Below are 12,411 nucleotides of genomic sequence, written 5' to 3'. Positions count from 1 at the left end.
AAATCAGGAAATTAACGGTTAGAATCTAATTGCTCATTATTGCTGAGAACGTCTTGAGCCTTGGTGTAGCTCTCAATTAGCAGTTGATAAGCAGGGAAGATTTGAGTGTAAGCCTGTGCCCATTCTGCGGCATCTTCACGATTCCATGTTTTTTGTAATTCAGAGGCAACAGCAGCAGTATCCATTGGAACAACGCCAGCTTGAACAACGCGAGCTAATGTAATCTCTTGCGCCATTTTGCTGTAAGTGCCAGATGCATCAATAACGACAAAAACTTGATAACCATCCGCTACTGCACTAATCGCAGGGAATGCCATACATACGCTGGTAATCGTTCCAGCAATAATCAACTGCTTTTTACCCGTCGCTTTGACTGCGGCAACAAATTCAGGGTTATCCCACGCATTAATTTCACCACGACGAGCAATATATTGCGCATGGGGTGCATTTTGATGAATTTCAGGGATCAATGGACCGTTAGGACCTTGAGGAACTGAAGCGGTCGTAATAACAGGAATATTCGCTAACGATGCCATTTTCGCTAGAACTGAAGCTCTAGCGCGTAATTCAGTCATTGGCATATCACCGACCGTTTGGAATAAACCACTTTGATGGTCTATCAACAACATAACAGCATCATCTGGGTTGATAACAGGACGCTGACCATTGAAATTTGCTGGATTACTCATAATAGAACCTCTTAATCGATAAAGTCGTAAACATTATTAGGTTAGAAAATAGAACACTGACAGGCTCTTTTTCTTGCTGTTTACAGTAATACATCGATTTTTAGCTGAGTAGTCTGGATTTTGATAAACACAGTCCTATAAATAGGATAATGCCCCCTAACTCATTGTCCTATTTTTGCAACAATGAAATCCATTTTTGCCTCTACTCACCTCTCCAAGACTCTTCTATTATTCATTCATCGAAACTGAATTTAGGAGTCAAACCATGAAAAAAATCATTGGTATTTATCAATCCCCTCGTAGCCATTGGGTCGGTGATGGCTTCCCTGTTCGTTCCATGTTTTCTTACAGTAATCATGGAAAATATTTGAACCCATTTTTGTTACTCGATAGGGCGGGACCTCATAGTTTTCCAAGCTCTGATGCGGCCAATCGCGGTGTTGGCGAGCACCCACATAAAGGGTTTGAAACTGTAACTATCGTGTATGACGGCGAAGTTGCTCACCACGATTCAACCGGTGAAGGTGGCGTGATTGGTCCCGGTGATGTGCAATGGATGACCGCAGCATCCGGAATTTTGCATCAGGAATATCAATCTGATGACTTTATGAAGAATGGTGGAACCCTCGATATGGTGCAATTGTGGGTTAACCTACCAGCAAAAGATAAATTGGCAGCACCGGGTTATCAATTACTGCAACGGGATAGCATCCCAAATATTGATCTGCCAAATGATGCGGGTGTCTTGCGAGTGATCGCTGGTGACTATTTAGGCCACTCAGGTGCCGCACGGACATTTACCTCTCTGGATGTTTGGGACTTACGGCTGAATAAAGGAAAAACCGTCGGTATCCAAACTAAAGTGGGTCGCAATGTTGGCTTAGTGATGCTGAGAGGCTCAATATATGTGGATGGTCATACTGCGTTAACTGAAGGTGAGCTGATGATCCTTGATGGCAGCGACAGTAATATCGTGTTAGAAGCCACTGATGATGCTTTAGTTCTATTCCTCAGTGGTGAAGCTATTGATGAGCCAGTCGTGGGTTATGGTCCGTTTGTGATGAACACCACTCAAGAGATCAATGAAGCAATCAATGACTTTAATAGTGGGAAATTTGGCCGAATTCCCAATACAAATTAGTTTGGTGTAACTTGACGCCCTAATTGCTCTCGATTAGGGCGTTTTTTATTTCACCGCTGGCGAAATATTTTCGGCTAAATAACTGAGTAATAGCTGTACTGAAGGCAGTAATCCTTTACGGGATGGGTATACCGCGTGAATGATATCCTCTGGAAATTTCCATTCTGGTAGCACCTCCACCAGCGCTCCTGTTTGCAACTCTTTTTCTACAACGCCAAGAGGTAATCTGGCAATTCCAACACCTTTCAATGCTGCATGGTAAAGGGTCAAAACATCGGTCGTTGCTAATTTAGGCGTAAAATGCTGAGTAAAACTTAGGTCATCACTATTTTTAAGCGTGAGAGTATAACGCTGGGAATACTCTGTATTCCCTAACATTGGGTAATTGACCAACTGCTCAGGCTCCGTCGGCTCACCTTTCTCAATAAATAATGATGGGCTAGCAACAAGTACTCGGCGGGAATATCCCAATACTTTCATCATCAGGCCAGAATCATCAAGGGGAAGAGACCGTACCCTTAATGCCAGATCGAGCCCTTCACTGATCACATCAACCGGACGATTTACGGCCAAGATCTGGACATCGATGTCAGGGTATTTCACCATAAAATCAATCAATAAATCTTGCAGGTACACTTGCAATAACGCCACAGGGCAAGACAGCTTTATGGTGCCTTTAGGGTGAGTTTGAACGGAGCAAATCAGCTCATGGGCGATATTCGCTTCATCCACCACATTTTTACATTGCTGATAAAAAACCTGTCCGATCTCCGTAACATGAAATTGCCGAGTCGAACGGTAAATTAAAGAAACATTCAGTTTCTGTTCTAAATCTGCAATTCGTCGGCTAAGCTTAGATTTTGGAATACCTAGCGCTAATCCTGCTTGAGAAAAACCGCCATATTCGACAACTTTCACATAATAATAGAGATCGTTCAGGTCATATTGCATAGTGGATTAGCGACCCTTGCCAAATAAACGATGATGAAATTCCTCAATCTTATGATTGTCTAGCCGATTTTGCATGGTGAGGCTCCAACTGGCTGATAGCCCAGCAGCAGAGAGAAGGCGTTGATACAATTCTTCATCATAGGGTGCGTGAAATGCAATCATCACTGCCTCCTGAACAGAGACATCGCTATTACGGCTGAGTAATTTCATTGGCATGTTGCTGCCAACTTTTCCCCCTTTAATCACCCGATATAACCAGCCACAACGCCCTTCATCCTGCATCACTTGGGCAAAATTATCGATCCCAGTTAATCCATTGAGTTTGTAGCAAGGAGAACGAGGTTGAGTCACTTGAATTCGTGCATCACCCCAGCTATAAATATCCCCGATAAATACACTTTCTTCGGTCATACCTAGAGTTGATAAATTTTCACCAAATGCACAAGGAGCAAATAAGTCTTCGAGCTCAGGATAGCGATGAAGCCAAAACACATAATGTTCTTGAGGATAATGGCATAGCGCCCTATCGGGCCCACCATGATAGCGTTTTTCTGCTTGCTCATCCCCTTCAATTCCTAAAGACCCTAACATCAACACATCGTCTACGCCTCGTTTATGAATGGCGCTAACACCACAATGCTGTGTTTCTTGAACTGATCCAATAAAAACTTGAGGATAAATTTGCATGGTAGGCTCTCTATGAAACTGTATGAAATAATTTTCATTCTAAAGAATGCGCATACAGATAACAATAATCGTCCAACCAGACGAAATAAAAAACGCGGCTCATCGGAACCGCGTTGACAGGTAAATCAGTTACAAACAGAAAATTTATTTTGTTTTGTCTGCAAAGCGTTTTGCTGCTTCATCCCAGTTCACAACCGACCAGAATGCTTTGATATAGTCAGGACGACGGTTTTGGAATTTCAGGTAATAAGCGTGTTCCCAAACATCTAAACCAATGATTGGATAACCCGATGTGCCAGAAATAGCTTCACCCATTAATGGGTTATCTTGGTTTGCCGTAGAAACAACCGCCAGCTTGCCATCATCTTTTAAGACTAACCATGCCCAACCGGAACCGAAGCGTGTCGCAGCGGCTTTTTCAAATAGGTCTTTAAACGCATCAACGCTACCGAAATCACGCTCAATCGCTGATTTCAATTCGCCTTTTAACTCAGTATTTAATTTTAGACCTTTCCAGAACAGGCTGTGGTTTGAGTGACCGCCCGCATTATTACGAACAAAAGTACGTTGGTCCGCAGGGATTTGATCTAATTTTTGAATTAAAACATCAATATCCAAACCTGCTAATTCAGGTAATTTTTCGAGTGCAGTATTGGTATTATTAACGTAGGTTTGATGGTGCTTAGTATGATGGATTTCCATGGTTTGTTTATCAAAATGAGGTTCCAGCGCATCATAAGCATAAGGTAAAGCAGGTAATGTATAACTCATATTGTTAGTCTCCAGTGACTTATCTTTCTACCTCACAGACTGAATCGGACTTCAGTAACTGCGTTTTGTAAACACCACTCCATTATAGTTATTTTGTTGTTAATGAAAATCATTATCAAACCCATGTAAATTATGTGGTTATTCTCATTCTCTGTCATCACTAGCTTATTCAGTAACTAATGCCATTATTATTACCCTTTATTTTTCTTTAATTTCAATAATGGTTATATTTGTAGAGTTTAATTCCAAACAAGCATTTAGCATCAAATGATCATACTGCAAATCCCATGACTATTAATACGTGATCTTCCGCTCAAAAGAAAAACAAAATAAGCATCGATACTTCAGTTAACTGTTTTTTGACATATTATTAACATCTGCAAGGAGATAATAATATGACTCAAATAACTAAACATTCCGTTCCTGCTGATATTGCAAAAAATGCCCTGATTAACGAACAACAGTATAACGATGAGTACCGACGCTCTATTCAAGACCCCGAAGGATTCTGGGGCGAAAAAGGAAAAATCGTTGATTGGATTAAACCTTACACTCGCGTTAAAAATACCTCTTTCGATCCTGGGCATATCAATATCCAGTGGTTTGAAGATGGCACCCTCAACCTCAGTGCCAATTGCTTAGACCGTCACCTTGCTACTCGAGGCGACCAAACTGCCATTATCTGGGAGGGTGATGACCCTTCTGCATCAAAAAATGTCACTTACCGTGAACTGCACCACGATGTGTGTCAGTTTGCTAATGTGCTGAAAAAACAAGGTATCCGTAAAGGAGACGTTGTTGCTATCTATATGCCAATGGTGGTGGAAGCTGCTGTCGCAATGTTAGCCTGCGCACGTATCGGAGCTATCCACACTGTTATTTTTGCAGGCTTCTCTCCAGAAGCGGTTTCTGGTCGAGTTATCGACTGTAAAGCTAAGTTGATCATAACTTCAGATGAGGGGTTACGTGCAGGGCGCGCTATTCCGCTGAAAAAGAATGTCGATGATGCCTTGATGAATCCGCAAGTCACGACGGTTTCTAACGTGATTGTTTACCGCCGTACGGGTAATGCACCAAGCTGGGTAGAAGGCCGAGATCTTTGGTGGCATGAGCTCACCGAAGGTATGAGTGCAGACTGCCCTCCTGAAGAAATTAATGCGGAAGACCCTTTATTTATTCTGTATACCTCCGGCTCAACAGGAAAACCGAAAGGGGTTCTCCACACCACAGGTGGTTACTTGGTATATGCTACCCTCACCTTTAAATATACCTTTGATTATCATGATAATGAGGTCTATTGGTGTACAGCAGATGTTGGCTGGGTAACAGGTCACAGTTATTTACTGTATGGGCCGCTGTCCAATGGTGCTAAAACGCTGATGTTTGAAGGTGTGCCAAACTATCCTGCCGTTAATCGTATGGCTCAAGTGGTAGATAAACACCAAGTCAATATCCTGTATACCGCCCCAACAGCTATCCGTGCATTAATGGCTGAAGGTGATAAAGCCATTGAAGGTACTCGCCGAGATTCTCTGCGTATTTTGGGATCCGTTGGTGAACCTATCAACCCAGAAGCATGGGAATGGTTCTATAAGAAAATGGGAAATAGCCGCTGCCCTGTGGTTGATACGTGGTGGCAAACAGAAACTGGTGGCTTCATGATCACCCCGCTGCCGGGAGCTACTGTCTTAAAACCGGGGTCTGCAACCTTGCCTTTCTTTGGTGTTCGTCCTGCACTAGTCGATAACCTCGGCGAACCTCTTGATGGCGCAACAGAAGGTAACTTGGTGATTGTGGATTCATGGCCAGGTCAAGCTCGTACACTATTTGGTGACCATGAGCGCTTTGAACAAACCTATTTTTCTACCTTTAAAGGTATGTACTTTAGTGGTGATGGTGCTCGCCGTGATGAGGACGGTTACTACTGGATCACCGGACGTGTGGATGATGTTCTGAATATTTCTGGCCACCGTTTAGGTACCGCAGAAATTGAGTCAGCACTCGTTTCACATCCAAAAGTTGCAGAAGCCGCTGTCGTCGGTATTCCTCACAGTATCAAAGGTCAGGCAATTTATGCCTATGTCACGTTGATATCCGGTGAAGAGCCATCACCAGAACTGTATACCGAAGTTCGTAATTGGGTTCGTAAAGAAATTGGCCCAATTGCAACCCCAGATGTTTTACATTGGACAGATTCTTTACCAAAAACACGTTCCGGCAAAATAATGCGCCGCATCCTTCGAAAAATTGCATCAGGGGACACCAGTAACTTTGGAGATACCTCCACACTGGCCGATCCAGGTGTTGTCGAAAAACTGCTAGAAGAAAAACAGTCAATGAGTATGCCATAACCCTACAGGTCGCCTACAGGCGACCTTTAATAAATACTCAGTATCATTCAATAAGTAGAAATAGAGTTCGCCAAAATACCCAGTTAATTCTGTGGGTAGCCAAACGTAGCCCTAAAATCTGCCCTTTGAGGAAAAAGAGTATACCAATTATACAATAACAGAGGAGAACTCTGATGAATGCTACTGCTTACGAAAAGGTAGAGGATAACCCTCGCTTCCAAGAACTGGTGAGAAAACGTAGTCGCTTTTCATGGTTATTATCTGCAATAACATTAGTTCTGTATGTTGGTTTTATTTTTCTTATCGCGTTTGATCCTAGCTGGCTAGGAACCCCCATTTCTGAAGGCTCCTATATCACAAGAGGTATCCCTGTTGGGGTTGGGCTCATCGTTATTTCATTTATCCTAACGGGTTTATATGTTATCCGTGCAAACGGGGAATATGACCGTTTAACCGCGGAAATTTTACAAGAGGTAGAAAAATGAAAGTCTTACTCTCGCTTATTCTGTTTTTTACCTCATCGATGGCTTTTTCTGAGGCACTAACTGGCGATGTCGAGCGCCAACCCGTCAATATCCAAGCCATCATCATGTTCTTGCTGTTTGTTGGCTTTACGTTATATATCACTTATTGGGCATCAAAAAGAACACGCTCTCGCTCTGATTACTATACTGCGGGAGGTAAAATTACCGGGTTCCAAAATGGCATGGCGATTGCTGGGGACTTTATGTCAGCAGCATCATTTTTAGGGATCTCCGCGCTAGTTTATACCTCTGGGTACGATGGATTAATCTACTCCATCGGGTTCTTAATTGGCTGGCCGATTATTCTCTTCTTAATTGCAGAGCGCTTACGAAATCTTGGACGCTATACTTTTGCGGATGTGGCTTCGTATCGATTGAAACAACGACCAATCCGGATATTATCGGCAGTCGGCTCACTGGTTGTTGTGGCACTGTACCTCATTGCTCAAATGGTTGGTGCCGGTAAACTGATCGAATTACTCTTCGGATTGAATTACCACGTTGCGGTGGTGATTGTCGGTATCTTAATGGTGCTTTATGTTTTGTTTGGCGGAATGTTAGCAACCACTTGGGTACAAATCATCAAGGCAATCTTATTGCTAGCCGGAGCAACTTTCATGGCGGTTATGGTCATGAAACATGTTGGATTTAATTTCAATACTTTATTCAAAGAAGCAGTGGCAGTTCATAAAAACGGTATTGCGATTATGAGTCCCGGAGGCTTAGTTTCCGATCCCATATCCGCCCTATCTCTTGGGTTAGCATTAATGTTTGGTACTGCCGGTCTGCCCCATATTATTATGCGATTCTTCACGGTAAGTGATGCTAAAGAAGCACGTAAAAGCGTATTCTACGCAACTGGATTTATCGGTTATTTCTACATACTGACCTTTATTATTGGATTTGGTGCTATCGTTCTGGTGGGTTCAAACCCCGCCTTTAAAGATGCCGCAGGGGCATTAATTGGTGGCACCAATATGGCCGCGATTCACCTTGCCGATGCGGTAGGTGGCAATTTCTTCCTTGGCTTTATTTCTGCCGTAGCCTTCGCCACTATTTTAGCGGTTGTTGCTGGATTAACCTTAGCTGGGGCTTCAGCGGTGTCCCATGACTTATATGCGATGGCAATGAAGAATGGGAAAGCAGATGAGCGAGATGAGCTGAGAGTCTCCAAAATCACCGTCGTTATCTTAGGCTTTGTCGCTATCGGTTTAGGTATTTTATTTGAAAAGCAAAATATTGCCTTCATGGTTGGCTTAGCGTTCTCCATCGCTGCAAGCTGTAACTTCCCAATCATTCTGCTATCAATGTATTGGAGCAAACTAACAACGCGTGGTGCTCTTGCCGGTGGCTGGTTAGGGCTCATTACTGCGGTGGTGTTAATGATCTTAGGCCCTACAATCTGGGTAACCATTTTACACCATGATAAACCTATTTATCCGTACGAATACCCAGCCATTTTCTCTATGCTTGTCGCATTTGTGGCTTCATGGTTATTCTCTGTTACGGATAATTCAGAGCAAGGTAAGATGGAGAGATCTCGATTTAAAGAGCAATTTATTCGCTCACAGATTGGTCTTGGTATAGAGCAAGGTAAATCCCACTAAATCAATATTTTTATTTCTCTGAAAAACGACTCTTTGAGTCGTTTTTTTATTTCTAAAATAACAATAACTTAATTTAATACAATGGAAAATATTTATTTTATTTATAATAAACATAATAACAATAAATAATTGAAACTAAGTCCATATAATCACAATATAAAAAATAATACTTACTTATAGCCAAATAAAAACAAATTATGACAATAAAATTATTAGATAACTAACGCTTTGTTTTTATATAAATATAATTTTATTTTTTATAAAAAAATAACCATTAATACAATTCTACTAAAAATTATTACATTTTTAACCTTGCTAATTTTATGGATTAGAACTATTAATTAAATTGCCAATTATTCCAACTAAAGGTAAATAAATAATCATGATGGAAAAAATAGACTCAAAGATAATAGATAAAATAAAGTCACTTAAAATAAGCACATCAACCATTATAGATATATTAGATGGACTTAAATCCGGTGATGTATTATCTCATCAGTTATTATCTTTAAATATTACTAATTATTACACAGTAGGACAGGCTTATACCGTTCAATGGAGACTGGTTAAAAAAGGGAAAAGTATCACAGATAAACAACCCTCAACTTGGGAACAAGTACGCCAATTTCTTGTACCTGAACTGAACTCTGCTGATGGATTAGTCTACGTGGCTGGTGCCGGAGATTTACTCAAGCATGCAGCACTAGCAGGAGGAATGAGCTGTACCTATTTTCAAAAGTTGGGATTTAATGCCATCATCCTAGGAGGAGCAGTAAGAGATATCAGTGAGCTTAGAGAGCTAGATATCCCAGTCATTGCAAGTAACATAATACCGTCTGATACACAGGGGGCTTACTGTGTCAGTGAAACAGGTACTAGCTGTAGAATCGAAGATAACATTATACATACTGGAGATTTAATTATTTCCGATGAAAATGGCTCTGTCGTTATTCCATTTAATTTAATCGACAAAGTAATTAATGAAGCAATTTCAATTAGTAGCACTGAAAATACCATGTTGACAAAAATAAAGTCTGGTCAGCGATTACCAGAGTTAATTAACGAAACAGGAAGAATATAAATTAGCGAGAGGTAATAATATTATGTTTAACATCCATACATTAGGACCTAAAGATACAAATTGTGAAAAAGCTGCTCATTATTGGTTAGAGCAAAAAAAACTTCATGGAAATGTCATACTTCATGAAACTTTAGAAGATGCAGTAGAAAAAATAAAAAAAGATACAGACTGTATTTTACTTGGCTGTATTGTTTATCCTTATTTACATAATATCGTTTTTAAAAATTTAAATTTATTAAAATTAACAGATTGCTTTGTAATGGATACACACAATATGTTATTTGCTAGTCGATTCAATGAGTTTAAGAAAATTAAATCCGTAGGTTCACATCCTGCACCTAAAGATTTAATTTCTGAAATACATCATTTAAATCCTAGCATAGAGTCTATTTTATTTAATTCAAATAGTGAGTCCGCATTACAGTGTGCAAAAGGCACAGTTGATGCCTGCATTACAACGCTTAAAGCTGCCGAAAGTAATCACTTAACTATCTTGCATGATTTTGGTCCCGTGCCTATGGGATTCTCCATTCATACAAAAATCAACTAATCATATCTTTCATCCCAAAATAAGGGTGCATCATGAGTCTATTTTTATCGAATGAAATGACCTCCTACGATATGGATCTGAACCGTAGCGAAGGTGAAGAAAGTAAAATACAAGCAAAGTTTATCCATGGAACCGGCTTTACCATGGCATTTTGGACGTTTAAACCACACGCAATCATTCCTGAGCATGTGCATGAACATGAGACTGCAACAACTATCTTAAAAGGGTCATTGCGTTTAACGGTTGATGGAAGAACCGTGTATTTACATGCCGGTGACTCTTTTATCATTCCCTCTTGGGCTACCCATGATGCTGAAGCACTAGAGCCATCAGAAGTTATCGATGTGTATACGCCAATTAGAGAAGACTATTTGGCAAGACAAAATGGATCGATTGAAACTTACCTTAATACTTCCCAGAAGAAAGCTGACTGTTCCTAGGAGATATTAATACCTTAAGATTAGTTTTCACCAGAATTTAAAGCAGCATTATTGCCCATATTGGGCGACTACTTGCCTTAAATATATTGAGATAATTAAACCATTAAAGATGCATTTAGCATTTTTATAGGCCGTTATTGTCTTTTTTGACCTAATGCTCTATTTCAAATAGTAACTATGAAACACCAGTAATACCCAGATGTGCCTAGTTTCATAGTTAAGGAGTGGATATGTTACATTCTTTCGATTATGACGTCATTACGGGAAAACATGACGATATTTCTAACGCTGAAGGCTATCCTTTCTTTAAGAAAAACTCGTTAAATTCATGGTCTCCATCTTCATGGAAAGATTTTCCCATTGAGCAGAACCCAGAATATCCTGATCAGTGTGCTTTGCAATATTATCAAACTCGTCTAAAAAGCTACCCGCCACTCGTACTTGCTTCAGAAATTAGACATTTTAAAAAAACACTTTCCCTCGCTACAGAAGGTAAGGCTTTTATATTACAAGGAGGTGATTGCGCAGAATCCTTTGATAGTTGTAAATCAACAGTAATTAAAGATCTGATTTATACTTTTGGTCAGATGGCAGGATTAATACATCAATCAATTAAACTACCCATTATCAATATAGGCAGAATCGCAGGACAATATGCGAAACCCCGTAGTAACCCATTTGAAACGCAGGATGGGATAGAACTGCCTAGCTACCGAGGTGAAATTATTAATGGGCTAGACTTTACTGATGCCAGCCGGACACCTGACCCCCATAGAATGTTGAACGCATATTATCATTCATCTGCAACGTTGAATTTAATTAGAGCGGTGAATTCATCTGAATCTCCCGAGTACTCTTATCGCTGCAACATAAAAATTTATCCTGGGTCAACCGAACAGTCTCACTATATACATTTTTTAGAAGAGCTTTATCGGACCTCTAGCTATCTTTCTAACAAAGATAACACCTCAAAATCTATGTATGTCAGCCATGAAGCATTGCTACTTCCGTATGAAGAATCGATGACACGACAGGATTCAAGTGATCAAAAATGGTATAACTGCTCAGCTCATATGGTCTGGGTGGGTGAAAGAACGAGAGATATCGATCAAGCACACGTTGAATACTTAAGAGGCATAGAGAATCCTATTGGTATTAAATGTGGCCCAAAAATAAGTTCAGAAACCCTTATAGAACTGATTGATAAATTAAACCCTAACAATGAGTTAGGAAAAATAATATTGATTATCAGAATGGGGGTTAATAATATTCTTGATTCATTACCTAACCTAATCGCCGCCGTAAAAAACCACGGTGCTCCTGTAATTTGGATGATTGATCCAATGCATGGGAATACAAAGGGTACAAACAGCGGATATAAAACAAGGCATTTTTCAGATATGAAAAATGAGGTTTTGCAATTTATCAGTGTATTAAAAAATGCAGGAATACACCCTGGTGGATTACACTTAGAAATGACAGGAAAAGATGTCACTGAATGTACGGGTGGACTTCAAGAAATCAATACCAACGATATATCTTATAAGTATCAGACCCTGTGTGACCCTAGACTAAATAGGATGTAGTCACTTGAGTTAGCTTATTTTCTTGGTCAAAAC

12 protein-coding genes are annotated in these 12,411 nt (G+C 40.3%); 8 read left to right on the top strand and 4 right to left on the bottom strand.

The genetic code is table 11. The features are described 5' to 3' along the window. Positions 1-11 precede the first annotated feature (11 nt). Positions 12-689 (bottom strand): hydrolase, encoded by a 678-nt coding sequence (locus EL244_RS00380; RefSeq protein ID WP_006814007.1) that lies wholly within the window; start codon positions 687-689, stop codon positions 12-14. Positions 690-954: 265 nt separating this feature from the next. Between EL244_RS00380 and EL244_RS00375 the strand changes: the two genes are divergently transcribed. Then, complete coding sequence (locus EL244_RS00375; protein WP_115163796.1) at positions 955-1,830, top strand: pirin family protein; 876 nt, start codon at positions 955-957, stop codon at positions 1,828-1,830. A gap of 45 nt (positions 1,831-1,875) precedes the next feature. Here the strand turns inward: EL244_RS00375 and EL244_RS00370 are convergent, their stop codons facing one another. The 3 genes from EL244_RS00370 to sodA all read right to left on the bottom strand — a co-directional run bounded on the left by EL244_RS00370 (position 1,876) and on the right by sodA (position 4,239). Continuing rightward, positions 1,876-2,781, bottom strand: a complete 906-nt coding sequence (locus EL244_RS00370; protein ID WP_126457922.1) for a LysR substrate-binding domain-containing protein — start codon at positions 2,779-2,781, stop codon at positions 1,876-1,878. 6 nt (positions 2,782-2,787) lie between these two features. Beyond that, positions 2,788-3,468: a 6-hydroxyaminopurine reductase gene (gene yiiM / locus EL244_RS00365; protein WP_126457919.1), complete on the bottom strand. Its 681-nt coding sequence runs from the start codon at positions 3,466-3,468 to the stop codon at positions 2,788-2,790. Positions 3,469-3,612: 144 nt separating this feature from the next. After that, a complete protein-coding gene (gene sodA, locus EL244_RS00360) occupies positions 3,613-4,239 on the bottom strand; it encodes a superoxide dismutase [Mn] (RefSeq protein WP_006814011.1) in 627 nt (208 codons plus the stop codon). A 395-nt stretch (positions 4,240-4,634) separates the two neighbouring features. Here sodA and acs point away from each other — a divergent pair, with 395 nt between their 5' ends. The 7 genes from acs to EL244_RS00325 all read left to right on the top strand — a co-directional run bounded on the left by acs (position 4,635) and on the right by EL244_RS00325 (position 12,378). Beyond that, a complete protein-coding gene (gene acs / locus EL244_RS00355) occupies positions 4,635-6,590 on the top strand; it encodes an acetate--CoA ligase (RefSeq protein WP_126457916.1) in 1,956 nt (651 codons plus the stop codon). A gap of 173 nt (positions 6,591-6,763) precedes the next feature. Then, complete coding sequence (locus EL244_RS00350; protein ID WP_006814013.1) at positions 6,764-7,075, top strand: DUF485 domain-containing protein; 312 nt, start codon at positions 6,764-6,766, stop codon at positions 7,073-7,075. Beyond that, positions 7,072-8,721: a cation/acetate symporter ActP gene (gene actP, locus EL244_RS00345; RefSeq protein ID WP_006814014.1), complete on the top strand. Its 1,650-nt coding sequence runs from the start codon at positions 7,072-7,074 to the stop codon at positions 8,719-8,721. Before EL244_RS00350 ends, actP begins: the two co-directional genes overlap by 4 nt. A 382-nt stretch (positions 8,722-9,103) precedes the next feature. Next, positions 9,104-9,802 carry an RraA family protein gene (locus EL244_RS00340; RefSeq protein ID WP_126457913.1) on the top strand — a complete coding sequence of 233 codons (699 nt, stop codon included), beginning with the start codon at positions 9,104-9,106 and terminating at the stop codon, positions 9,800-9,802. 22 nt (positions 9,803-9,824) lie between these two features. Then, positions 9,825-10,352, top strand: coding sequence for a prephenate dehydratase domain-containing protein (locus tag EL244_RS00335; RefSeq protein ID WP_006814016.1), 528 nt, complete (start codon positions 9,825-9,827; stop codon positions 10,350-10,352). A gap of 32 nt (positions 10,353-10,384) precedes the next feature. Beyond that, entirely contained in the window at positions 10,385-10,792 is a 408-nt protein-coding gene (locus EL244_RS00330; protein ID WP_006814017.1) for a cupin domain-containing protein, read from the top strand. Between the two features lie 230 nt (positions 10,793-11,022). Next, positions 11,023-12,378, top strand: a complete 1,356-nt coding sequence (locus tag EL244_RS00325; protein ID WP_126457910.1) for a 3-deoxy-7-phosphoheptulonate synthase class II — start codon at positions 11,023-11,025, stop codon at positions 12,376-12,378. Positions 12,379-12,411 lie beyond the last annotated feature (33 nt).

This window comes from Providencia rustigianii (assembly GCF_900637755.1).
Taxonomy (GTDB): domain Bacteria; phylum Pseudomonadota; class Gammaproteobacteria; order Enterobacterales; family Enterobacteriaceae; genus Providencia; species Providencia rustigianii.
The sequence above is the reverse complement of the archived record's forward strand: the minus strand, read 5'-3'. Positions and strand labels throughout refer to the sequence as shown.

Coding starts and splice junctions, on each gene's coding strand:
- EL244_RS00380 (WP_006814007.1), bottom strand. CDS start 689: ATGAGTAATCCAGCAAATTTCAATGGTCAGCGTCCTGTTATCAACCCA.
- EL244_RS00375 (WP_115163796.1), top strand. CDS start 955: ATGAAAAAAATCATTGGTATTTATCAATCCCCTCGTAGCCATTGGGTC.
- EL244_RS00370 (WP_126457922.1), bottom strand. CDS start 2,781: ATGCAATATGACCTGAACGATCTCTATTATTATGTGAAAGTTGTCGAA.
- yiiM (WP_126457919.1), bottom strand. CDS start 3,468: ATGCAAATTTATCCTCAAGTTTTTATTGGATCAGTTCAAGAAACACAG.
- sodA (WP_006814011.1), bottom strand. CDS start 4,239: ATGAGTTATACATTACCTGCTTTACCTTATGCTTATGATGCGCTGGAA.
- acs (WP_126457916.1), top strand. CDS start 4,635: ATGACTCAAATAACTAAACATTCCGTTCCTGCTGATATTGCAAAAAAT.
- EL244_RS00350 (WP_006814013.1), top strand. CDS start 6,764: ATGAATGCTACTGCTTACGAAAAGGTAGAGGATAACCCTCGCTTCCAA.
- actP (WP_006814014.1), top strand. CDS start 7,072: ATGAAAGTCTTACTCTCGCTTATTCTGTTTTTTACCTCATCGATGGCT.
- EL244_RS00340 (WP_126457913.1), top strand. CDS start 9,104: ATGATGGAAAAAATAGACTCAAAGATAATAGATAAAATAAAGTCACTT.
- EL244_RS00335 (WP_006814016.1), top strand. CDS start 9,825: ATGTTTAACATCCATACATTAGGACCTAAAGATACAAATTGTGAAAAA.
- EL244_RS00330 (WP_006814017.1), top strand. CDS start 10,385: ATGAGTCTATTTTTATCGAATGAAATGACCTCCTACGATATGGATCTG.
- EL244_RS00325 (WP_126457910.1), top strand. CDS start 11,023: ATGTTACATTCTTTCGATTATGACGTCATTACGGGAAAACATGACGAT.